This window comes from Mesorhizobium sp. M1334, from assembly GCF_040317995.1.
Classification (GTDB): Bacteria; Pseudomonadota; Alphaproteobacteria; order Rhizobiales; family Rhizobiaceae; genus Mesorhizobium.
Genome location: NZ_JAMYLM010000001.1, coordinates 538,898 through 562,157, shown reverse-complemented (window position 1 = coordinate 562,157; position 23,260 = coordinate 538,898). Strand labels below are relative to the sequence as shown.

Genomic DNA, 23,260 nt, shown 5'->3' with positions numbered 1-23,260 from the left:
CTGCGCCTAGCCCCGCAACGCCCGTCGCAGGATCTTGCCGACCGGTGTCTTGGGCAGCTCGGTGCGGAACTCGATATGCCTGGGGCGTTTGTAGCCGGTCAGGTTCTCTTTGCAATAAGCCGCCAGCGCTTCGGCGGTCAGCCCAGGGTCCTTCTTGACGACGAACAGCTTCGGCACTTCACCCGAATGCTCGTCCGGCACGCCGATCGCCGCCACTTCGAGTACGCCCGGATGCTGCGCCACCACTTCCTCGAGTTCGTTCGGATAGACGTTGAAGCCGGAGACCAGGATCATGTCCTTCTTGCGGTCGACGATCTTGGTGTAGCCAAGCTCGTCCATGAAGCCCATGTCGCCCGACTTGAAGAAGCCGTCCTCAGTCATCACCTTGGCGGTCTCGTCCGGCCGGTTCCAGTAGCCGGCCATCACTTGCGGTCCGCGGATGCAGATTTCGCCGACTTCGCCGAGCGGCAAATTGTTGCCGTCGTCGTCGCGGATGGCGATCTCGGTCGAGGGCAGCGGCAGGCCGATCGTGCCGGTGTAAACGCCGTCGCTGAATTTGTTGATGGTTGTCCCCGGTGAGGTTTCGGTAAGCCCGTAGGCCTCGCTGATCGGGCAGCCGGTCAGCGCCTTCCAACGTTCGGCGATGGCCCTCTGCACCGGCATGCCGCCACCCAGCGTCAGGATCAGCGGCTTGAAATCGAGCTTGCGAAAATCCTCATTGTTGAGCAGCGCATTGAACAGCGTGTTGAGGCCCGGAAAGATGTGGATCGGGTATTTCTGCAGCTCTTTGACGAAGCCGGGAATGTCGCGCGGATTGGGGATGAGGACATTCTGTGCGCCTTGCTGCATGCCTACCAGCACGTTCGCCGTCAGCGCAAAAATGTGATAGAGCGGCAGCGCGCAGAGGAAGTTCAGATGCGCCGGCTTAGGCTTGACGGTAAAGGCGTCTTCAGCCCACAGCGCGTTCTGCGCGACGTTCGCCAAAATGTTGCTGTGCAAAAGCATCGCGCCCTTGGAGATGCCGGTCGTGCCGCCTGTGTATTGCAGGAAGGCGATGTCGTCGGCCGCGACCTTTGCGGGCCTGAAGGCCATGCCGGCGCCTGCCTTCAGCGCGGCGCTGAATTTGACATGGCCGGGCAGCGACCATGCCGGGACCATCTTTTTGACGCGGCGTACAACGAAGTTGACGATCGTTCCCTTGAGCCCGCCTAGCATGTCGCCCATCGAGGCGACCACGATATGCTTGACTGCGGTCCTGGCGATCACCGCCTGCAGGGTGCAGGCGAAATTTTCGAGGATGACAATGGCTTGAGCGCCGGAATCCTTGAGCTGGTGCTCCAGCTCGCGCGGCGTGTAGAGCGGATTGATATTGACCACGACATAGCCGGCGCGAAGCACTGCCATGATCGCCACCGGATATTGCAGCACATTCGGCATCATCAGTGCGACGCGCGCGCCCTTCTGCAGCCCCGTTGATTGCAGATAGGCGCCGAAGGCGGCCGACTGTCGCTCGAGGTCGGCATAGGTGATCGATTTGCCCATGCAGACGAAGGCCGGCCGATTCGCAAACTGCTTGCACACGGTGACGAGAAAGTCGCCGATCGAGCTGGCGGGCAGGGCGCCGATCTCGGCCGGCACGATCTTTGGATAACTCTTGAGCCACGGTTTTTCCGGCAGGCCGGCGGCCAGCGACGTGATCGCCTTTGGTAATCTCTTGGCCGGACCTGCCGACGGTCGGGGCGCTGTCGGCACTGCCTTCGCCGCCGGCTTGGCGGCAGACTTTGCAGCAGGCGCCGTCTTGCGGGTTGCCGGTTTAGCAGCCGTTCCAGCCGTGGTCTTCGCCGCCGGCTTCGCGCTTGCCTTCGCGGTAGCCGCCGGCTTGGCGTCGGCCGCTTTTGACTTGACTGCTTTCGATGTTGCCTCGGCCTTTGCTTTCGCCGCGCTGGTTGTCTTTGCCGGTTTTGCCACCTGTCGCTCCCTCAATCGTTCTTATTGTTTCGGCATGCTTGCGCGCCACCACCGCCCTGATCAACAAAGATATCCCAACGCTTGCCGCAATGCCCGAAACCCGGGAAAATCCGGCACGCTGCCCATCTATCTATGTATTGCCACAAGCGGCGGCCATGCAAGCCTTCGCCACCAGGAGTGCGGTAAGACTTGCCGTCAAACCTCTCGGCCGCGACCGGTTTTCGGACGCGGGTCTCTTGAACCGAAAGGCTCGATCCCACAATTGGCGGCATCGCCGATCAACAAAAAATTGAAGTCGCTAATAATGTCGTGATCTGCGGATTCGGCTCGTTTTTTCCACAATTTGCCGCGTGCCGGAATTTTTTTCTGCTTCCCGTGGGTTAGGCAAACAAGCAGTTCCAAAGCTAGAAAAACGGTGCTTATATGCGGCCTTCGCGAGCCTGATAGAGGGGCTTGGAAGAACATCAGGGAGTGCTCAATGAAAAAGAAACTGACTTTTGCAGCCGCGTTGCTGGCTGCAAGCGTCCTCGGCGGCATGGCCAACGCAAAACAACTGGTCTATTGCTCGGAGGCTTCGCCGGCCGGCTTCGACCCGTCGCCATGGAGCGGCGGCAACGACTTCGACGCCTCGTCGCGCACCATCTATTCGCGCCTGGTCGAGTTCGAGCATGGCAAGACCACCATCTCCCCCGGCCTGGCAGAGAGCTGGACGGTTTCCGACGACGGTCTCGAATACACCTTCAAGCTTCGCCCTGGTGTGAAATTCCAGACGACCGATTATTTCACGCCGACGCGCGACCTCAACGCCGACGACGTGATCTTTTCCTTCGAACGCCAGTGGAAGAAAGAAAGCCCGTGGTACAGCTATCTGGAAGGCACCGGCTGGGAATATTTCACCGGCATGGGCTTCCCCGATCTCCTGAAGGAAATCGTCAAGGTCGACGACCTGACGGTGAAATTCGTGCTGAACAAGCCTGAAGTCGCGTTCCTGCCGGACCTCGGCATGGATTTCGCCTCGATCGTTTCCAAAGAGTATGCCGACCAACTCGACAAGGCCGGCACCAGGCAGCAGTTCACCCAGAAGCCGGTCGGCACCGGTCCGTTCCAGTTCGTCGACTACCAGGTCGACGCGGTCATCCGCTACGCGGCATGGGACGGCTACTATGGCGGCCGCCAGAAGATCGACGATCTGATCTTCGCCATCACGCCCGATCCCGCCGTGCGCGCGCAGAAGCTGAAGGCGGGCGAATGCGATATCATGTCGTACCCGGCGCCAGCCGACATTGCCGGACTGCAGGCCGACACGAACCTCAAGGTCGATGAGCAGGAAGGCCTGAATATCGGCTACATGGCCTATAACACAACGCAGCCGCCCTTCGATAAGGTCGAGGTCCGCAAGGCCCTCAACATGGCGGTGAACAAGAAGGCAATCATCGACGCGGTCTATCAGGGTGCCGGCACGCCGGCCATCAACCCGATCCCGCCGACCATGTGGTCCTATAACAAGGACATCAAGGACGATCCCTACGATCCGGAGGCGGCCAAGAAGATGCTGGCCGACGCCGGCGTCAAGGATCTGTCGATGAAGATCTGGGCTATGCCGGTCAGCCGCCCCTACAACCCGAACGCCCAGCGCGTCGCCGAGTTGATCCAGGCCGACTATGCCGCCGTCGGCGTCAAGGCGGAGATCGTCAGCTACGAATGGACCGAGTATCGCCAGCGCGGCAAAGCCAAGGATCGCGACGGCGCCTTCCAACTGGGCTGGACCGGGGACAATGGCGATCCGGACAACTTCTTTTTCCTGCTCGGTTGCGATGCCATCGGCCAGTCCAATTATGCGATCTGGTGCAATCAGGAATTCGAAGCCCTGCTGAAAAAAGGCAAGGCAACGACGGACGTCGCCGAGCGCACCAAGATCTACGAGGAAGCTCAGGTGGTGTTCAAGCGTGAGGCTCCGTGGCTGACCATCGCCCACTCCAAGGTCTTCATGCCGATGAACAAGAAGGTGTCGGGCTTCGTTATGGACCCGCTCGGCATTCATCGGTTTGACGGCGTCGACGTCACCGAATAAGTCCTGAGAAATTGAACGGCGGCGCTGGACTTCCCGCGCCGCCGTTCTATGAAGCAAGATGCTCCGTTATCTCCTCCACAAGCTCGCTTTGATCATCCCGACCGTGTTCGGCATATCGCTGGCGGCGTTCGCTTTCGTCCGGCTTCTGCCCGGCGATCCCATCCTGGCCCTGGCCGGCGAGCGCGGCGTCAGCCCCGAACGCTACGCCCAGCTCATCGAGCAGTTTGGCTACAACCGGCCCTATGTCATCCAGTACCTGGAATATATCGGCAGGGTCCTCACCGGCGATTTCGGCATATCCATTGCCACCAAGCGGCCAGTGCTCGGCGAATTCCAGGCGCTGTTTCCGGCCACGCTGGAACTGGCGACGGTGGCGTTGATCATCGCCATCCTGCTTGGCATCCCTGCCGGCATTTTCGCTGCGGTCAAGCGGGGCTCCTGGTTCGACCAGGCGACGATGGGTGTCGCGCTGACCGGCTATTCGATGCCGATCTTCTGGTGGGGGCTGCTGCTCATTATCTTCTTCTCCGGCTATCTCGGCTGGACGCCGGTTTCCGGCCGAATCGGCCTGCAGTATTTCTTCAGGCCGACGACCGGGTTCATGCTCATCGACAGCCTGATCTCCGGCAGGAGCGGCGCTTTCAAATCCGCCGTCAGCCATCTGATCCTGCCATCGATCGTGCTGGCGACGATCCCGCTCGCCGTCATAGCGCGCCAGACGCGCTCGGCGATGCTCGAGGTGCTGGGCGAGGACTATGTCCGCACCGCGCGTGCCAAGGGCCTGGCGCCGCGCCGTGTCATCGGGCTGCATGCTTTTCGCAACGCGCTGATCCCAGTGGTCACCACCATTGGACTGCAGGTCGGCACGTTGATGGCAGGCGCCATTCTGACCGAAACCATTTTTTCCTGGCCAGGCATCGGCAAATGGATGATCGACGCCATCGGCAAGCGCGACTATGTCGTCGTGCAGAGCGGATTGCTGATCATCGCGCTGATCGTCATGGCGGTGAACCTGATCGTCGACGTGCTCTACGCCGTCATCAATCCGCGCATCCGGGTGCAGTGAGATGACCGACGAATCCGCCGCCGAAGCCACCGCTGCCTCCATCCCGACAGGCGGCAGGCAAAGGGCGTTTGCCGAGTTCTGGCATTACTTCTCGATGAACACCGGGGCCGTCATCGGTCTTGTCGTGTTTTCGGCGCTCGTGCTGGTGGCGATCTTTGCGCCGTTCGTCGCCCCGCATTCGCCCGACGAGCAGTTTCGCGATGCACTGCTGGCGCCTCCTGCCTGGCAGGAAGGCGGCAAATCGATGTTCCTGCTCGGCACCGATGCGGTCGGCCGCGACATGCTTTCGCGGTTGATCTTCGGGGCACGTTTTTCGCTGTTCATCGGCCTGGTGGTCGTCGTCTTCTCACTCACCAGCGGCATCGTGCTTGGCGTGCTCGCCGGCTATTTCCGCGGCTGGGTCGACACGCTGATCATGCGCATCATGGATATCATCCTGGCCTTCCCGTCGCTGCTTCTGGCGCTGGTGCTGGTGGCGATCCTCGGCCCGGGCCTGTTCAATGCCATGTTGGCGATCGCACTGGTGCTGCAGCCGCATTTCGCACGTCTCACCCGCGCCGCCGTGATGGCCGAAAAGAACCGCGAATATGTGATCTCCGCCAAGGTGGCCGGCGCCGGTCATCTTCGCTTGATGGTGAGGACGATCTTGCCGAACTGCCTGGCACCGCTGATCGTGCAGGCCACGCTGTCCTTCTCCAACGCTATTCTCGAGGCTGCGGCGCTCGGCTTCCTCGGTGTCGGTGCGCAGCCGCCGACACCGGAATGGGGCACGATGCTCGCTTCGGCGCGCGAATTCATCCTGCGCGCGCCTTGGGTGGTGACCTTCCCCGGCCTTGCCATCCTGATCACTGTGCTTGCAATCAATCTGATCGGCGACGGCCTGCGCGATGCCTTCGACCCCAAGCTGAAGAGGTCATGATCCAATGCCTCTTCTCGAGATCACGAACCTGACCGTTTCCTTCGACACCGCCGCCGGACCATTCATGGCGGTACAAGGCATCGACCTGTCGGTCGAACCGCGCGAGGTGCTGGCGATCGTCGGCGAATCCGGTTCCGGAAAATCGGTGGCGATGCTGGCGGTGATGGGGCTCTTGCCCAACACGGCGACGGTGAGGGCCGACCGCATGGCCTTCGACGGCATCGACCTGCTCAAGCTCGGCCCATCCGAGCGGCGCAAGATCGTCGGCAAGGACATTTCGATGATCTTCCAGGAACCGGTCGCCAGCCTCAACCCATGCTTCACCGTCGGCTTCCAGATCGAGGAGGTGCTGCGCTTTCATATGGGCATGGACCGTGCTCAGCGCCGGGCGCGCGCCATTGAACTGATGAAGCTCGTCGGCATCGCCGACCCCGAGGAACGGCTGGGCTCGTTCCCGCATCAGATGTCGGGCGGCCAGTGCCAGCGCGTCATGATTGCCATCGCCATCGCCTGCAATCCGAAGCTTTTGATAGCCGACGAGCCAACCACGGCACTCGACGTCACCATCCAGAAGCAGATCCTCGATCTGCTGGTCGGCCTGCAGGCCAAATACGGCATGGGCCTGATCATGATCACCCACAATATGGGGGTCGTTGCCGAGACCGCCGACCGTGTCATCGTCCAGTACAAGGGCCGCAAGATGGAAGAGGCCGACGTGCTGTCGCTGTTCGAATCCCCCAAGAGCAATTACACCCGCGCGCTTCTCTCGGCGCTGCCGGAAAACGCCGTCGGCGACCGGTTGCCGACTGTTTCCGACATGCTGTTCGAGCCGGCCCCCTCTGTAGTCGCAGCCCGATCCGCAGGAGGAACCGCCTCATGAGCGTGACGGTAGTCGAAGGCAAGAACATCGTGCGCGACTATCATGTCGGCGGCGGGCTTTTCCGCCCCTCCCGTACGGTTCATGCGGTTAAGGGTGTTTCGTTCAGCGTCGACAAGGGCAAGACGCTGGCCATCGTCGGCGAGAGCGGCTGCGGCAAGTCAACACTCGCCCGCATCATCACCCTGATCGACCCGGCGACCTCCGGCGAGCTTTTCATCGATGGCAAGAAGGTCGACATCGCGAGGGATGGTCTGTCGAAGGAAATGCGCCGCAAGGTGCAGATCGTCTTCCAGAACCCCTATGGTTCGCTCAATCCACGCCAGAAGATCGGCGATGTGCTTGGCGAGCCGCTGCTCATCAACACCGACAGCACGGCCGACGAGCGGCGCGATCTCGCCATGAAGATGCTGAAGAAGGTCGGTCTTGGCCCCGAGCACTATAATCGCTACCCGCATATGTTTTCGGGCGGCCAGCGCCAGCGGATCGCCATTGCCCGCGCGCTGATGCTCAACCCCAGCCTTCTGGTGCTGGACGAGCCCGTCTCGGCACTTGATCTTTCGGTGCAGGCGCAGGTGCTGAACCTGCTCGCCGACCTGCAGGATGAGTTTCAGCTGACCTATGTTTTCATCAGCCACGACCTGTCGGTGGTACGCTATATCGCCGACGAAGTGATGGTGATGTATTTCGGCGAGGCGGTCGAATACGGCTCGCGCGACGAGGTCTTCGCCGACCCCAAGCACAGCTACACCAGGACGCTGTTCGCGGCGACGCCGCGTGCCGACGTCGCCAGCATCAAGGCAAGGTTGGCGAAAAAGAAGGCCGCCTGATCCGGCGAGGTTTGCCGGCCGGCTACGGCTTCTCGATCCCCGGAATGCTGGAGATCTGCTCGACGAGAAAGTCGACCAGCAGCCGCACCCGGGCAATGCCGGCGCGTTCCGGGACGATCAGCATGCTCAGCGGGACGGGGGGCGGAAAACAGCCCGGCAGGACCACTTCCAGCCGGCCGGCCGTCAGGAGATCGTCGACAAGCCAATGGTGGGCGGGTGCGATGCCGCGTCCGGCGACAAGGGCTTCGCGCGCGGCAAGCCCATGGTCGACTCGAAATCGACCGCCAAAGGGCACCGCAAAGGTCTCGCCGCCCGGCCCCTGCAGGGCGAGTGTGTCGCTTCCCGCGATGTTCGACATCCGGATGCCTTCATGGCCAGGCAGACCCTGCGGGACAGCCGGTCTGCCCCGCGCCGCCAGATATGCCGGCGCCGCCACCAGCAGACGCCGGGATTGTCCGAGCGCCCGCAGTTTCATCGAGCTGTCGGTGAGCGGACCTAGGCGAAGCGCAATATCGACGCCCTCCCGCACAAGGTCGATGCGCTCGTCGGTGAGGCTAAGATCGATGCCGATATCGGGATAGCGGTCCTGAAAGGCGAAGATCAGCCGGCTGACGTGCAAGACCCCGAGCGCCGCCGTGCAGGATATTCGGATCGTGCCGGCCGACGCGCCGCGCGTGCCCCGCGCCTCATCACCGGCCTGCTCAACGAGGCGCAGGATCTGGACGCTGTCGGCATAGTAACGGCTGCCTTCATCGGTCATCGTCACACGCCGGGTGGTCCTGCTGAGCAAGGGCACGCCGACGGCCTCCTCGAGTTCTCGCAAATGCCGTGTGACCGTCGACTGCCCAACTCCGAGCTCGCGCGCCACCGCCGAGAGGCTGCCGCGCTCGGCGACGCGAACGAAGGTGCGCATGCGCTCGAGAGTGACGTCCGATCTATCCATTATTCGGCATAATCTTATACATTTCATACATATAGTGGATCAGCCCGCGGCTGGCTACCTTTGGTGTCTATCGTCCTTCTTCGGAGTAGACCCATGAAAGTCCTGCTTGTTTTTGCTCATCCTGAACCGCGTTCGCTCAACGGCGCGCTGCGTGACGTCGCCATCAGGGAACTCGAGGCCCAAGGCCACGAGGTGCGGGTGTCGGACCTCTATGCCGACGGCTGGAAAGCCGAGGTGGACCGTGCCGACTTTCCGGCGTGGCCGGCCGAAGCACGCTTCCTGCCGGCCGGCGCCTCCAAAAAGGCTTTCGCGACCAACACTCTGACCGATGACGTCAAAGCCGAGATCGACAAGCTGCTATGGGCCGACACCCTGATCCTCCAGTTCCCGCTGTGGTGGTACGCCATGCCGGCGATCCTCAAGGGCTGGGTCGATCGCGTGTACGCCTACGGCTTCGCCTATGGCGTTGGCGAGCACAGCGACAAGCGGTGGGTGACCGCTTTGGTGAGGGAACGCTCGCCGGCAAGCGCGCAATGCTGATCGTGACCACCGGCGGCTGGGAGGAGCATTATTCTGCCCGCGGCGTCAACGGCCCGATCGACGACCTGCTGTTCCCGATCAATCACGGAATTCTCTATTATCCGGGCTACGACGTGCTTCCGCCGTTCGTGGTTTACAGGGTGGACCGTTTTGGGGAAGCCGATTTCGAGCCTGTCGCGGAGCGGCTGCGCGAGAGGATGCGGACGCTCGAGACAATCCGGCCCATTCCTTATCGGCAGCAGAATGGCGGCGATTACCTGATCCCAAGCATGCAGTTGCGCCCCGGCCTGGAGAGCCCGGGTGCAACCGCTTTCGCGCTCCACCAGAACGGCGCAAGCGCAGCCGGACAGCCCGATCAGGACAGCCGGGCGATGACGGTACGCAGCGCCTCGCCGAAACGCCGAACTTCCTCAATCGTATTGTAATGCACCAGGGAGGCGCGGACGGCGCCGCTGTCCATGCTTAAGTTGAGCCGCTTCATCAGGCGCGGCGCATACATATGGCCGTCGCGAATGCCGATCTGCATCTCGGCCATTTCCTCGACGATCCTCTGCGGCGACAGCGTGCCGATGTTGAAACAGAAAGTCGGCACGCGCTCGCTGAGGCGTGCTTCGTCGGCGACACCATAGATCGTCGCGCCGCAACCCTTGAGCACCGCCAGCATTTCGCGCGCCAGCACCTGCTCGTAATCGCGGATGGCATTCATGCCGGCGACGATGTTGTCGCGACGCGACCGGTTATTCTCGGACAAGAAATTGCGGCCGATCGACTCGAGATAGCGCACCGCGGCATCCATGCCGGAGACGTTCTCGTAGATGAAGGTACCGGCCTCGATCTTGTAAGGCGGCTCGTCGGGGATGAAATCCTCGCGGAAGGTCGGCAAGCGCTTCAGTGTTTCGAAGCGGCCCCACAGGAAGCCCATATGAGGCGAGAAATTCTTGTAGCCGGAGCAGACCAGATAATCGCAATCCCAGGCCTGCACATCGATCAACCCGTGCGGGCCGTAATGCACGCAGTCTAGGAACACTTCGGCGCCTGCCGCATGCGCAATCCTAGCCACGGAAGCAACGTCGACAATCGAGCCGATCGAATGCGCCGTCACCGTGCAGGCGACGAGCCGGGTGCGCTCTGAGACCAGCGGGCGCAAATCGTCGACATGCAGATTGCCGTCCTCGCGCATCCGCCACCATTTGAACTTGGCGCCGGCGGGCGCCAGCGCCAGCCACGTCGCGATATTAGCGTCGTGATCCATGTCGGTGATGACGATCTCGTCACGCTCCCCGTTTGGGCGCTCGGAAAGCATCTGGCCGATGGCGAGGCTGACCAGGCGGATGAACGAAGTGGCGTTCATGCCGAAGCAGATCTCCGCCGGGTTGGTAGCGTTGATCAGCAAGGCCACGCTTTCGCGCGCGCCGGCCACTGCTTGATCGACGGTGACGCTGCGGCCATAGCGGCCGCCGCGCTGCACATTATGCGCGACCAAATGGTTGGTGACCGCATCGAGCACGCTTTGCGGGATCTGCGCGCCGGCGGCATTGTCCATGAAGACGAAGTCTCCGGCTTGCTGCAAGGCGGGAAACATGGCGCGGATCGTCTCGACCGGGAAAGCTGCGGCATCGCCGGTTTTCGAAATCTGATGCTGGTTCAAGCTCGTCTCCTGCGAAGTGCCTAACGGAAGTTGATATTCGGGGAATTGGCGGACGGAAATCGTTGGCGACCTCAGCGGGTCTTTTCGGTCTGGAAGCGGCGTTCCAGGAGGCTGACGAGTCGGACCATCGGCCAGAGAAAGATCAGATAGACCAGCGCCGCGCCGATCAGCGGTGAGGGATTGGCATAGAGCGATTGCGCGTTGGTCGCTTCCTTCAGCAGTTCAGGCAATGCTACCGTGGAGGCGAGCGAGGTGTCCTTGAACATCGAAACGCAATTGCTGGTCATTGGCGGAATGACGACGCGGATCGCCTGCGGCAGCACTACCTTGCGCAAGGTCAGCAAGAACGGCAGGCCGAGCGCCTGCGCCGCCTCGAACTGGCCGCGCGGAATGCTCTCTATGCCGGAGCGGAACACCTCGGCCGAATAGGCCGCCATGATAATGGCGAAGGCCATCACCGCGGAAGTCCACGATGACAGGCGAATGCCGAGGAACGGCAGTGCATAGTAGATCAGGATCAGCACGACCAGCACCGGCATCGCCCGGAAAATGTCGATGTAGCCGACAGCCAGCAGCCGAAGCGGCTTTGGCGCATAGAGCCGCACCAGGCTGATCGCGAGGCCGACGGGAATACCGATGCCGATGCTCATGATTCCGAGCAGCAGGGTGTTCAGGAAACCGCGCAGCAGCGCCGGCAGGCTGGAGACCATGACGTCGGCGTTGAAGAAGGTGTCCAGCAGCGACATCGCAGCATTTCCAAAACGTTTGGCGTCCCGCGACGCTCGAGCCCAAGCCCGAAATCCGAAATCGTGCCGGCACGAAAGCCGGCACGAAATTTAAGAGCGAACTGCCGCTCAGGCCTTCGGCATAGGCATTTCCTTGACGCTCGAGGAATCGGCCGGTGCGTCGCTGCCGAACCACTTCTTGTGGATCGCGGCCAGCGTGCCGTCCTTCTTCATCGCGGTCAGCGCGTCGTTCAGCTTGCCGAGCAGCGGGTGGTCCTTGGTCATCATCAGGCCGTACTGCTCGCCGGTCTTGATGCGCTCTTTTACGGCGAGATCCTTCATCCTGGTGAAAGAATATTCCAGGCCCGGAATGTCGCTGACCGCTGCATCGACGCGGCCGGAACTGAGATCGAGCAGCAAATTCTGCTGGGTGTCGTAGCCTTTGACGTCACTGAACCCGTCCGCCTCCTGGTGGGCCTTGACCCAGGCTTCGCCGGTCGAGCCGGACAGCACGCCGACGATCTTGCCCTTGAGGTCGGCCTCGGCCTTGATTGGGCTGTCGGCCTTCGCGGCGATACCCATGTCGGAATCATAGTAGGGCTGCGTGAACGACTGCGACTTCAGCCGCTCCGGCGTGATGGTGATCGACGAGATGGCGACGTCGATGCGCTTCGAGGTGGTGGCGGCGAACAGCGCCTGGAAACCGAGATCGGCGATATCGGTGGTCATGCCGATACGCTTTGCCGCCTCATTGATGATGTCGACTTCGAAACCCTCGAACGTGCCGCTCTCGTTCTTGTATTCAAAAGGCGGATTGGTCGGATAGGCGCCGACATTCAGCGTGCCTTCGGCGTAGGCCGGGCCGCCGGCGATGCCGATGGCGGCAGCAACAAGAAGCAGGTTGCGACGGGTGAAGTTCATTTTCGTTCCCTCTGGTTGTGATCGGGCGGGTTTGGCCCCGCACGGTTTTGATGCGCCAAGTGACGGGACTGCCGGAAAGCCCTCCCGGCACGGCAGTCGTAAGACATCGGATGCTATCCAAAGTACCGCGCTTTTCAAGGCGAAAGTTTAAGCTTAAAAAATTGCCGCGTGTTGCCGTCACTCCGGAATAACCGCCGTGGCCTGGATCTCAACCTTGGCGCGATCCTCGACCAGCGCCATCACCTGCATGGCGGCCATCGCCGGAAAATGCCGGCCGATCACCTCGCGATAGACCTCGCCGATCCCCTTGAGATTGGCCAGATATTCCGCCTTGTCGGTAAAGTACCAGGTCATCGAGGTGATATGCTGCGGCTTGGCGCCGGCCTCGGCGAGCACGGCGACAATATTGGCCAGCGTTTGCCGCACCTGACCGACAAGATCATCGGTCTCGAAGCAGCCCTGTCCGTTCCAGCCGACCTGCCCGCCGACGAAGACAAGCTGCCCGCGCGCGGCGACGCCATTGGCGTAGCCGACGGGTTTCGCCCAGCCTTCCGGCTGCAGGATGGTGTGCATGTCAAAACCTCCCAATGCTCAAATCCGGTCGCTTAAAACTCAAGGACAATCAATTTTTACGCAAACTCCTGTCTCAGCCCGCTCCCATCACTTGCCGTGCAATCACCACTTTCTGCACGTCGGACGCCCCCTCGTAGATGCGCAGTGCCCGAATCTCGCGATACAGTCTTTCGACGATATGCCCCTTGCGGACGCCGTCGCCGCCATGCAGCTGGACAGCCTTGTCGATCACCTCTTGCGCTTTGTCGGTAGCGAACAGCTTGGCCATGGCGGCTTCGCGGGTAACCCGGGCCGCGCCCATGTCCTTGGTCCAGGCGGCGCGGTAGACCAGCAAGGCGGCGGCATCGACATCCAGCGCCATGTCGGCGATATGGCCCTGCACCATCTGCAGCTCGGCCATCGGTGCACCGAACAGCTTGCGCTCGGCCACTCTTGTGATGCCTTCGTCCAGCGCGCGCCGGGCAAGGCCGAGCGCCGCTGCGCCGACAGTCGAACGGAATACGTCGAGCACCGACATGGCGATGCGAAAACCGTCACCGGGTTTGCCGATCAGCGCCGAGGCTGGGACGCGTGCATTGTCGAAAGATAGCCGGGCGAGCGGGTGCGGCGCGATCACCTCCAGCCGCTCGGCGATGGTCAGCCCCTCGGCCTCGGAAGGCACGACGAAGGCGGAAAGCCCCTTGGCGCCGGGCGCCTCGCCGGTACGGGCAAAGACAACATAAAAGTCAGCGATACCGCCGTTGGAGATCCAGGTCTTTTCGCCGGATAGGTGATAGCTGTCGCCGTCACGCGCGGCGGTCATTTCCATATTGGCAACGTCCGAGCCCGAACGCGGCTCCGAAAGCGCGAAAGCCGAAATCGCCTTGCCGGCCCGTGTCTTTGCCAGCCAGTGCTGCTGGTCTGGCGTGCCGAACAGGCTGAGCGCGCCAGTGCCGAGCCCTTGCATGGCGAAGGCGAAATCGGCGAGCCCATCATGCCGGGCCAGCGTCTCGCGCGTGAGGCAGAGCGCGCGCACGTCGAGCGGCCCGGGGCTTTCCGTGTCGAGCGCCGTTGGTTTCAGCCAGCCGTCTTGGCCGAGCTTGGCCACCAGCTCGCGGCAGGCGGCGTCGACATCGTCATGGGCGACCGGCAGGTTTTTCCCGCACCAGGCATCCAGCTCTTCGGCGAGTGCGCGGTGTCGGTCCTCGAAGAACGGCCAGTTGAGGAAGGACCGATCAGGCATTTCCGCCTCCGCTATGCTTCGGGCCTCGCGCTCTACAGCGCCCCCCTCTGTCCTGCCGGACATCTCCCCCACTTGGGGGGAGATTGGCAGCTTGGCCAGCAGCGCCTTTCCTGCGACGCTGGCGAATGGCGAAACCGGCGGTGACATCCGATCTCCCCCCAAGTGGGGGAGATGTCCGGCAGGACAGAGGGGGGCGCTGTCCCGCGAACCTGTCGGTCTTTATCGAAGAAAACATCCTCAATTCCCCTCGAACACCGGCTTTTCCTTGGCGACGAAAGCCTCGTACGCCCGTTCGAAATCGCGTGTCTGCATGCAGATCGCCTGCGCCTGCGCTTCCGATTCGATAGCCTGGTCAAGCCCCATCGACCATTCCTGATTCAGCTGCGTCTTGGTCATGCCATGGGCGAAGGTCGGGCCGGAAACGACGCGCGCGGCCATGTCGAGCGCGTCGGCCTCTAGCGTTGCGGCATCGACCAGCCGGTTGTAGAAGCCCCAGCGCTCGCCTTCCTCGGCGCTCATCGTGCGGCCCGTATAGAGCAGCTCGGCGGCGCGGCCCTGGCCAATGATGCGCGGCAGGATCGCGCAGGCGCCCATGTCGCAGCCGGCAAGGCCGACGCGGGTGAACAGGAAGGCCGTTTTGGCCTGTGGCGTGGCGATGCGGATATCGGACGCCATGGCGATGATTGCGCCGGCGCCGACCGCCACGCCGTCGACCGCAGCAATAATCGGCTTGCCGCAATTCAGCATCGCCTTGACGAAATCGCCGGTCATGCGGGTGAAGGCGAGCAGCGCCTTCATGTCCATCTTGACCAGTGGGCCGATGATCTCGTGGACATCGCCGCCCGAGCAGAAATTGCCGCCATTGGGAAGGAACACTACCGCATCGACATCGTCGGCATAGACGAGATCGCGAAAAGTGTCGCGCAATTCGGCATAGCTGTCGAAGGTCAGCGGGTTCTTGCGCTCCGGCCGATCGAGCCGGATTTTTGCGATCTTGCCTTCGACCTGCCAGAGGAAATGCTTCGGCTTGCGGCCAGCCATCTTCGTCATTCCCGTCCCTCCCAATTGCTGCGGAAGGAGGTCAGCATGCCGGTCAGCCGGCGCGCCTCGTCCTCGCTCACATTGCCCAGCAACTCGCCGACCCATTTTTCATGCGCGGCGGCGATCACAGCGAAAGTCTTCGATCCCTCTTCCGTCAGCCGTACCATCGAAGTGCGGCGGTCGCCATTGCGTCGGGCCCGCATCACCAACCCTTCCGAGACCAGCCGGTCGATGATGCCGGTGACATTGCCGTTGGACACCAGCAGGAAGCGCGACAGGTCGCTCATCAGCATGCCTTCCGGCGCGCGGTAGAGCGCGGCCATCACGTCGAAGCGTGGCAACGTCGTGTTGAACTCTTGGCGCAGGCGTTCGCGCAGCTCGGCCTCGATGGTGCGCGAGGCGCGCAGCAGGCGAATCCACAGCCGCAGGCGGTCCTTGCCGGGTCCGGACGGGGCGGGTAGGGGACCGGCTACCATGTCTCACCTCCGGAGATCGAAATCGTCTGCCCGGTAATCGACCGGGCGGCGTCGCCACACAGATAAAGTACCGCGGCCGCAATTTCTTCCGGCTGGATGAAGCGGTCTTGCGGGTTGGTCGCGGCAAGACTTGCCCGTGCCTGCTCGGACGAGCGGCCGGTCGCTTCGACGATGCGCTGGACGGCGCTCTCCAGCATCTCGGTTTCGACAAACCCCGGGCACACGGCATTCACTGTTATGCCGGACTTGGCGGTCTCGACGGCGAGTGCCCGCATCAGGCCGACGACGCCATGCTTGGCGGCAACGTAAGCTGACACATAGGGATAGCCTTTCAATCCGGCGGTGGAAGCGATGAAGATGATACGGCCTGTCTTGCGCCCTACCATGCCGGCCAACGCCGGCTTCACCGTCAGGAACGCACCGGTCAAGTTGACGTCGAGCGTGCGCTGCCAGTCTGCCAGCGAGGTCCGCAGCGCCGGCGCGCTGCCGGACATGCCGGCATTGGCAACGACGATGTCGAACGCTCCGTGTGCCGCTTCCGCGGCCTCGTAGAGCGCCGTCATCGATGCCTCGTCGGTGACGTCGGCGGCAACTGCGAAGATGCGCTTGTTCTCGGCGGCAACCTCGGCAAGCGGCTCCACGCGCCGGCCGCAGATGGTCACGTTAACGCCCGCGCCGGCCAGCGCCAGCGCGATCGCGCGGCCGACGCCGGAGCCGCCGCCGGTGACCAGCGCGTGACGTCCCGAAATCGTCGCCGTGGCACTCATACTTTCAACCCCGCTGCCGCTTCGCGCTCGGCCAGCCGGTAGAGCTGGTCGCGGCCGGGCAGATAGGGATCCGGCCATTTGACGCCGCGATCGCCAAGCGTGACGGCCGCGTGCAGCGTCCAGTACGGATCGGCAAGATGCGGCCTAGCCAGTGCGACGAGATCGGCGCGGCCCGCCATCAGGATCGAGTTGACGTGGTCCGGCTCATAGATATTGCCGACCGCCATCGTCGCCATGCCGACCTCGTTGCGGATGCGATCGGAAAACGGCGTCTGGAACATGCGGCCATAGACCGGTCTTGCCACGGCCGAAGTCTGGCCGGCCGATACGTCGCAGATGTCTACGCCGGCCTCATGCAGTAGCCGCGCGATCTCTACGGCGTCGGCCGGCGTCACGCCTTCGATACCCAGCCAGTCATTGGCGGATATGCGCATCGAGATCGGCTTCTCGGCCGGCCATGCGGCGCGCACCGCATGAAAGATTTCCAAGGGATAGCGCATGCGGTTTTCCAGCGAGCCGCCATAGGAGTCGGTGCGCCGGTTGGTCAAGGGCGTGATGAAGGAGGACAGGAGATAGCCGTGCGCGGCGTGGATTTCGAGCATGTCGAAGCCGCAGCGCGCCGCCATCTCGGCCGAAGCGACAAACTGGTCGCGCACCATATCCATGTCGGCGCGGTCCATCGCCTTCGGCACCTGGTTTTCCGGCGACCACGGCACGGAAGAGGCTGCCATGACCGGCCAATTGCCTGAGGGCAGCGGCACGTCGGTTCCCTGCCAGCCGAGCCTGGTCGACCCCTTGGCACCGGAATGGCCGATCTGGGCGCAGATCTTGGCTTCGGTTTCGGCATGGACGAACTCGACCAGCCGCTTCCAGGCGACCTCATGCTCGGGCGCATAGAAGCCGGGGCAGCCAGGCGTGATGCGGCCCTCCGCGCTGACGCAGGTCATCTCGATGTAGAGGAGACCGGCGCCGCCCTTGGCCCGTTCGGCGTAATGGGCGAAGTGCCAATCGGTCGGACAGCCGTCGACCGCTTTGTACTGCGCCATCGGCGAGACGACGACGCGGTTCTGCAGCGCCATGCCGCGCAGCCGGAACGGCGCGAACATCGGCGCGCGACGCAGATTGTTGCCGCCGGCGCCGGCCTGGCGCTGGAACCATTCCTCGGCGCCGGCCAGCCATTCGGCATCGCGCAGCCGCAAATTCTCGTGACTGATGCGTTGCGAACGCGTCAAAAGCGAATAGTTGAACTGCACCGGATCGAGGCCGAGATAGCGCTCGACCTCCTCGAACCATTCGAGCGAATTGCGCGCCGCCGACTGCAGCTTCAGCACTTCGGTGCGGCGGGCGTCCTCATATTTGCGGAAGGCTGCCTCGAGGTCCGGTTCGGACTCGACATAGTCGGCCAGCGCCACCGCGCTTTCCAGCGCCAGCTTGGTGCCGGAACCGATCGAGAAATGCGCGCTCGCCGCCGCGTCGCCCATCAGCGCCAGGTTCTTGTAGGACCAGCGTTCGCACAAGACGCGCGGGAAATTGATCCACGCCGAGCCGCGGATATGATTGGCGTTGGTCATCAGCGCGTGGCCGCCGAGATGACGGGCAAAGATGCGCTCGCAGACGGCAATTGATTCCTGCTGCGACATCGCGCCGAAGCCGAAGCGCTGCCAGGTCTGCTCGCTGCATTCTACGATGAAGGTCGCGGTATCGCTGTCGAACTGGTAGGCATGCGCCCACACCCAGCCATGCTCGGTTTTCTCGAAGATGAACGTGAAGGCGTCGTCGAATTTCTGGTGGGTGCCAAGCCAAACGAACTTGCATTTACGGATGTCGATATCGGGCTTGAACACGTCGACGAAGGTGCCCCGCGCTTTCGAGTTCAGCCCGTCGGCGGCGACAACCAGGTCGTGCGTTTCCATAAACGGCTTTGGATCGGCGATATCGGATTCGAAGACCAGCTTGACGCCGAGCTCGCGCGCCCGCCGTTGCAGCAGGGTGAGCAGCCGCTTGCGGCCGATGCCGCAAAAGCCATGACCGGTCGAGACCGTTCGCACGCCGTCATGGATGACGGCGATATCGTCCCAATAGGCGAAATGCTTGCGGATCCAGACGGCGCTGACCGGGTCGTTTTTGGTCAGGTTCTCCAGCGTTTCGGCCGACAGCACGACGCCCCAGCCGAACGTATCATCGGCACGGTTGCGCTCGAATACCGTGACCTCATGCGCGGCATCCCTGAGCTTCAGCGAGATTGCAAAGTAGAGCCCGGCTGGTCCGCCGCCGAGAACCGCAACTTTCATCGTGCGATCTCCTCTTCGCTTCTGTCAGTCGAGTTTACGCCTGAAGCAGATTAATTCAAGCTTGAAGTTTCAGGATTGAAACAATCCGCCTCAGAAACCAAGCTTCCCGGCAGTCGGCCTGCGCTGGCCAGGAAAGCTCCGGGCTATTTTTCCGGGTTCTTCGGACTCCACAGCACCGTCTCCGCATCTTTTTCATAGGCCATGCCATTGGGATAGCTGATCGCTTCCAACTGCAAGCCCCAGGGCGCCTGGAAGTAAAGGATGGTCTGGCCGGCGGCCGGGCCTTCGGTAACCGGCAGCGGCCCCATCCGCGTCTTGACGCCTTTGCCGTCAAGATAGGCTTTTGCGGCGGCGATGTCGTCGACATAGAAGGCGATGTGGAAGCCGCCTATGTCGCTGTTGCGAGGCGTCAGGTCCTTCTGGTCCGGCGCGGTGTATTTGAACAGCTCGATGTTCGACCCGTTTCCGCAGCGGACCAGGGTGATCTCCTCGATCACTGCCTTGGGATCGACGCCCAGCAGATCCTGCATGAACGTGCCCTTGTCGTCGGCGAACGGGCCGAACGACATCGCCTTCTTGCAGCCGACCACCTCGGTAAAAAACTCGACGGCCTGCTGCATGTCGGGGACGGTGACGCCGGTGTGGTCGTGGCCACGCATGCCGGGTATCGAATCAGCCGAGGCTGCTCCCATCGAGCCGGCCAGAGCGGCCGCAAGCATCGTGTTTCTGATTGCGTATTTCATTCCAGTTCTCCTCCGTTTCGCGAGCTGACTTGTCGGCGCACGTCCGAGGCCCGCTCTTCGGTGTGCGAGTAGGAATGTGTTCATGCCGGCGCCTTTGCGGCGGGAAGCAGCCAGGCGTCATCGATCTCGGGCAGCGGAATGGCGGCGAGGAGGTCGCGCGTGTAAGCCTGCTGCGGCTTCTCGAACAAAGTATCCGTCGCACTGGCTTCGACGATCGCGCCTTCGCGCATGACGATCACTTGCCGACAGAGCCGCCGGATCACCGACAGGTCATGGCTGATGAAGGCAACGGTCAGGCCCATGTCGGCGGCGAGTTTTTCCAGCAGCGTCAGGATCTGTGCCTGCGTCGACACGTCGAGGCCTGAGACGATTTCGTCGGCCAGCACGAATTTCGGCGACAGCGCCAGCGCGCGGGCAATGCCGACGCGCTGGCGCTGGCCGCCCGACAATTCATGACGATAACGGCTGGCGAAGCCTTGCGGCAGGCCGACGCGCTGAAGCGCTTCAGCAACTCGGGCCTTCAGATTGTCGCCGAGGCCATTCTGTTTGAGTGGTGCGGCGATGATGCTGGCGATGGTGCGGCGTGGGTTAAGCGACGACATCGGGTCCTGGAAGATCATCTGCAGATTGCGGCGCACGGGCCGCAGCTCCGCCTCAGGCAGATGCGTGATGTCGCGGCCGTCGAAGCTGACGCTGCCGGCGCTGGGCTCCAGCAGACGCACCAGCGCGCGGCCGAGCGTCGATTTCCCCGACCCAGATTCGCCGACGATGCCGGTCACCGATCCCCTGGGCAGATCGAAGTCCAGGCCTTTCAGGATCTCGGCCAGCGGAGCGCGGCCAAACAACGGCTTGCGCGTCATGTCCGGTAAGGCAACCTTCAGCCCGCGCACGGAAAACAGCGGCTCAGCCATGCGGGTGCCTCCAGGCCTGATCGGCGGCGGCGATCTCCGCGGCCAGCCCGGCCAGTACCGCCTCGTCCACGGGTTTCAGCGAAGCGAGGGGATCGGTGTAGCGCGGCGTCGCGGCCATCAGCGCCCGCGTATAGGGGTGCTGCGGGGCAGCGAAGAGAGCAGCCGTCTCGGCCTCCTCCACCACCTTGCCGGCATAGAGCACCGAAACTTTCTGGCTGATCTTGGCGACGACGCCGAGATCGTGGGTAACGAACAGGATCGCCGTGCCATGCTCGCGCTGCAATTGCGCGATCAGCCGCAAGATCTGCTTCTGCACGGTCACGTCGAGCGCCGTGGTCGGCTCGTCGGCGACGATCAGCCTTGGTTCGGCTGCGAACGCCGCGGCGATCAGCACGCGCTGGCGCATGCCGCCGGACAGCTCGTGCGGATAGCATTTGAGGACACGCTCGGGGTCGCGGATCTGCACCTCGTCCAGCAATTGGCGGATGCGTGTATCGGCCTTCTCACCGCTCCAGCCGAGGATGCGCACCAGCCGGTCGGTCGTCTGTGGGCCGATTCGCCGTGACGGATTGAGCGCGGTCAGCGGGTCCTGCGGGATCAGCGCGGTGCGCGCGCCGATCAGCGTGCGCCTTGCCTTTGGCGCCAACCGACCGAGGTCCTCGCCCTCGAGCAGCATGTCGCCTTCGACAATGCGCACGCTGGGTGGCAGCACGCCGAGCACCCCCTTGCCGATCATCGTCTTGCCGGCGCCGCTCTCGCCGACCAGCGCGCGGACCTCGCCGGGTTGAACGGAAAGCGATACCGAGCGCAACACGCGCAAGCCATTAGGCAGCACCGCGCTAAGGTCGCGTATGTCGAGGCAGGATTTCGCCAGCACGTTCATCGCAGCACCGGGTCGAAACGTGCCCTGAGACCTTCGCCGAACTGGCTGAACGACAGCACCGTGAGGATCAGGGTGACCAGCGGGAACACCAGCACCCACCAGGCCTGATGGATCGATAGGCGACCCTCTGCGATGATGCCGCCCCAGGTCGGGTCGTCGGTCGAGATCGATAGATTGACGAAGGACAGGATCGCCTCGACGATGACGGCAATGCCCATCTCCAGCGACAGCAGCGCCACGATCGACGGCACCACATTGGGCAGCACTTCGCGCAGCATGATGCCGATGCGGCCGTAGCCGGCGATGCGGGCGTTCTCGACATAGTCCATGCGCGACTGGCCCATCGTCTCGGCGCGGATCACCCGGCAGAAGCGCGTCCAGTCGATGACGGCAATGGCAATGATAACCGAGATCAAGCCGGTGCCGAGCACAGCGACCAGAAGGATGGCAAACAGCACCGGCGGAAACGCCATCCAGACATCGACGATACGCGAGATGATGCGGTCGGCCCAGCCGCCGAAATAGCCGGCGATCAGCCCCAGCGTCGAGCCGACCAGGCAGGCGGCAAGGGCTGCCGCGAAGGCGACGATGAAGGCGATGCGGGCACCGAAGATCAGCCGTGACAGAAGATCGCGGCCGAGGCTGTCGGTGCCGAGCCAGTAGCCGGGCTCAGCACCGCTCAGCCAGAACGGCGGCAGCCGCTCCAGCATCAAATCCTGCGCCAGTGGGTCCTGCGGCGCGACCAACGGCGCAAAAATCGCGGCCAGCAGCCCAATCAGCAGCCAGCCGCCGGCCAGCCACAGGCGTGCCCGCGAGCCATGTCTTGAAATGCGGGCCTCATCCATGGCGCAGCCTCGGATTAAGCAGCGCATACATCATGTCCACGCTGAGGTTGATCAGCACGAACAACAGCGCGAACACCAGCACGATGCCCTGGATCAGCGGCAGGTCGCGGTTGATGACGGCATCGATCGCCATGTTGCCGAGACCCTCATAGGAAAATAGCCGCTCGACGATGACCGTGCCGCCGATCAGGAAGGTGAACTGCACGCCGACCAGAGTGAGCGTCGGCAGGGCGGCGTTCTTCAACGCCTCGCGCAGGATGACCTGCGTTTCCGAAAAGCCCTTTACCCGCGCCAGCACGACATAGTCGAGGTCGAGCACTTCCTTCAGCGATTGTTTCAGCAGCTGCGAGATGATCGCGGCGAGTGGCAGCGCCAGAGCCACGGCCGGCATCAGCATATGCGCCAGCAGATCCTTGGTCAGGTCGAAGCGCAGCCGCACGATGCTCTCGAACAGATAGAACTGCGTGACGAAGGGCAGATCGAGTTGCGGCGACACCCGGCCGGAAATGTCGAAAACCGGCACCAGCACGCCGAACAAAAGGATCAGCACCAAACCCCACAGGAAATCGGGAATCGAGAGCGCCGCACCGCTGGCGATGTCGATGCCAGCCTCGACTGCGGTGCCGCGTTCGCGCGCGCCGAGGATCGCCGTCGTGCCGCCGATCGCCAGCGCCATCAAGAGCGCGATGATCGCGAGTTCCAGCGTCGCCGGCAGGCGGTTGAAGACCAGGCCCAGAACATCCTGCCGGAGCGAAATCGAAGTGCCGAAATCGCCCCTGACGACACCTGCCAGCCAGATGAAAAATTGCTGGACGATGGTCTTGTCCAGCCCGTAAAGCGCGCGCAGACGCGCGATGTCGGCATCGGTTGCACCGGGCGGCAGCATCATCGCGATCGGATCGCCTGGCGCGACACGGATGACGACGAAGACGACGACGGCCACGCCGAAGAGCGTGATCGCCATCGTCAGAAGACGGATCAGGAATCTTTGCAGCAGCAT

Annotated in this window: 22 protein-coding genes and 1 pseudogene; 6 read left to right on the top strand and 17 right to left on the bottom strand. The window is 62.9% G+C overall.

Annotated elements, in window-relative coordinates:
* Positions 1–6 precede the first annotated feature (6 nt).
* Together NKH17_RS02700 and NKH17_RS02695 are read right to left on the bottom strand one after the other, a co-directional pair.
* Positions 7–1,752 carry a long-chain fatty acid--CoA ligase gene (locus NKH17_RS02700; protein ID WP_352970040.1) on the bottom strand — a complete coding sequence of 582 codons (1,746 nt, stop codon included), beginning with the start codon at positions 1,750–1,752 and terminating at the stop codon, positions 7–9.
* A gap of 61 nt (positions 1,753–1,813) precedes the next feature.
* Positions 1,814–2,032: a hypothetical protein gene (locus NKH17_RS02695; RefSeq protein WP_352970038.1), complete on the bottom strand. Its 219-nt coding sequence runs from the start codon at positions 2,030–2,032 to the stop codon at positions 1,814–1,816.
* Positions 2,033–2,446: 414 nt separating this feature from the next.
* Between NKH17_RS02695 and NKH17_RS02690 the strand changes: the two genes are divergently transcribed.
* Genes NKH17_RS02690 through NKH17_RS02670 form a run of 5 tightly spaced genes read left to right on the top strand, consistent with a single transcriptional unit; the run spans position 2,447 to position 7,731 of the window.
* Positions 2,447–4,039, top strand: coding sequence for an ABC transporter substrate-binding protein (locus NKH17_RS02690; protein WP_254816244.1), 1,593 nt, complete (start codon positions 2,447–2,449; stop codon positions 4,037–4,039).
* Between the two features lie 58 nt (positions 4,040–4,097).
* Positions 4,098–5,105, top strand: a complete 1,008-nt coding sequence (locus NKH17_RS02685; RefSeq protein ID WP_254816243.1) for an ABC transporter permease subunit — start codon at positions 4,098–4,100, stop codon at positions 5,103–5,105.
* A gap of 1 nt (position 5,106) precedes the next feature.
* Positions 5,107–6,024 (top strand): ABC transporter permease subunit, encoded by a 918-nt coding sequence (locus tag NKH17_RS02680; protein WP_023676823.1) that lies wholly within the window; start codon positions 5,107–5,109, stop codon positions 6,022–6,024.
* A 4-nt stretch (positions 6,025–6,028) separates the two neighbouring features.
* Complete coding sequence (locus tag NKH17_RS02675) at positions 6,029–6,904, top strand: ABC transporter ATP-binding protein (RefSeq protein ID WP_352822789.1); 876 nt, start codon at positions 6,029–6,031, stop codon at positions 6,902–6,904.
* Complete coding sequence (locus NKH17_RS02670) at positions 6,901–7,731, top strand: dipeptide ABC transporter ATP-binding protein (protein ID WP_352897346.1); 831 nt, start codon at positions 6,901–6,903, stop codon at positions 7,729–7,731. The genes NKH17_RS02675 and NKH17_RS02670 overlap by 4 nt, the downstream gene beginning before the upstream one ends.
* Positions 7,732–7,753: 22 nt before the next feature.
* On the opposite strand, the gene NKH17_RS02665 is transcribed toward NKH17_RS02670, so the two are convergent.
* The gene (locus tag NKH17_RS02665; protein ID WP_352897344.1) at positions 7,754–8,674 is read right to left on the bottom strand and encodes a LysR family transcriptional regulator; all 921 of its coding nucleotides are present in this window, start codon (positions 8,672–8,674) and stop codon (positions 7,754–7,756) included.
* 93 nt (positions 8,675–8,767) lie between these two features.
* On the opposite strand from NKH17_RS02665, the pseudogene NKH17_RS02660 reads away from it, so the two are divergent.
* Positions 8,768–9,639, top strand: a pseudogene (locus NKH17_RS02660) (NAD(P)H-dependent oxidoreductase).
* On the opposite strand, the gene NKH17_RS02655 reads toward NKH17_RS02660, so the two are convergent.
* The 14 genes from NKH17_RS02655 to NKH17_RS02590 form a co-directional block, all read right to left on the bottom strand.
* Positions 9,570–10,862 carry a cysteine desulfurase-like protein gene (locus NKH17_RS02655; RefSeq protein WP_352805531.1) on the bottom strand — a complete coding sequence of 431 codons (1,293 nt, stop codon included), beginning with the start codon at positions 10,860–10,862 and terminating at the stop codon, positions 9,570–9,572. The pseudogene NKH17_RS02660 and the gene NKH17_RS02655 sit on opposite strands and share 70 nt — an antisense overlap.
* Before the next feature lie 71 nt (positions 10,863–10,933).
* Entirely contained in the window at positions 10,934–11,608 is a 675-nt protein-coding gene (locus NKH17_RS02650) for an amino acid ABC transporter permease (protein ID WP_292656040.1), read from the bottom strand.
* A 108-nt stretch (positions 11,609–11,716) separates the two neighbouring features.
* Positions 11,717–12,508, bottom strand: a complete 792-nt coding sequence (locus tag NKH17_RS02645; RefSeq protein ID WP_352878317.1) for an ABC transporter substrate-binding protein — start codon at positions 12,506–12,508, stop codon at positions 11,717–11,719.
* A 177-nt stretch (positions 12,509–12,685) separates the two neighbouring features.
* On the bottom strand, positions 12,686–13,081 hold the full coding sequence (locus NKH17_RS02640) for a RidA family protein (protein ID WP_254816235.1): 396 nt from the start codon (positions 13,079–13,081) through the stop codon (positions 12,686–12,688).
* A 73-nt stretch (positions 13,082–13,154) separates the two neighbouring features.
* Entirely contained in the window at positions 13,155–14,303 is a 1,149-nt protein-coding gene (locus NKH17_RS02635; RefSeq protein ID WP_352897338.1) for an acyl-CoA dehydrogenase family protein, read from the bottom strand.
* A gap of 237 nt (positions 14,304–14,540) precedes the next feature.
* On the bottom strand, positions 14,541–15,353 hold the full coding sequence (locus NKH17_RS02630) for an enoyl-CoA hydratase family protein (RefSeq protein ID WP_352476021.1): 813 nt from the start codon (positions 15,351–15,353) through the stop codon (positions 14,541–14,543).
* Positions 15,350–15,820, bottom strand: a complete 471-nt coding sequence (locus tag NKH17_RS02625) for a MarR family winged helix-turn-helix transcriptional regulator (protein WP_254816232.1) — start codon at positions 15,818–15,820, stop codon at positions 15,350–15,352. The genes NKH17_RS02630 and NKH17_RS02625 overlap by 4 nt, the downstream gene beginning before the upstream one ends.
* Entirely contained in the window at positions 15,814–16,587 is a 774-nt protein-coding gene (locus NKH17_RS02620; protein WP_352970031.1) for an SDR family NAD(P)-dependent oxidoreductase, read from the bottom strand. Before NKH17_RS02620 ends, NKH17_RS02625 begins: the two co-directional genes overlap by 7 nt.
* A complete protein-coding gene (locus NKH17_RS02615; protein ID WP_352903176.1) occupies positions 16,584–18,878 on the bottom strand; it encodes a bifunctional salicylyl-CoA 5-hydroxylase/oxidoreductase in 2,295 nt (764 codons plus the stop codon). Before NKH17_RS02615 ends, NKH17_RS02620 begins: the two co-directional genes overlap by 4 nt.
* A 143-nt stretch (positions 18,879–19,021) precedes the next feature.
* Positions 19,022–19,621: a VOC family protein gene (locus NKH17_RS02610; RefSeq protein WP_352903174.1), complete on the bottom strand. Its 600-nt coding sequence runs from the start codon at positions 19,619–19,621 to the stop codon at positions 19,022–19,024.
* Positions 19,622–19,701: 80 nt separating this feature from the next.
* Entirely contained in the window at positions 19,702–20,532 is an 831-nt protein-coding gene (locus NKH17_RS02605) for an ATP-binding cassette domain-containing protein (RefSeq protein WP_254816228.1), read from the bottom strand.
* The gene (locus NKH17_RS02600) at positions 20,525–21,415 is read right to left on the bottom strand and encodes an ABC transporter ATP-binding protein (RefSeq protein ID WP_352899779.1); all 891 of its coding nucleotides are present in this window, start codon (positions 21,413–21,415) and stop codon (positions 20,525–20,527) included. Before NKH17_RS02600 ends, NKH17_RS02605 begins: the two co-directional genes overlap by 8 nt.
* The gene (locus NKH17_RS02595; protein ID WP_352899776.1) at positions 21,412–22,260 is read right to left on the bottom strand and encodes an ABC transporter permease; all 849 of its coding nucleotides are present in this window, start codon (positions 22,258–22,260) and stop codon (positions 21,412–21,414) included. Before NKH17_RS02595 ends, NKH17_RS02600 begins: the two co-directional genes overlap by 4 nt.
* A complete protein-coding gene (locus tag NKH17_RS02590) occupies positions 22,253–23,260 on the bottom strand; it encodes an ABC transporter permease (protein WP_352895780.1) in 1,008 nt (335 codons plus the stop codon). The genes NKH17_RS02595 and NKH17_RS02590 overlap by 8 nt, the downstream gene beginning before the upstream one ends.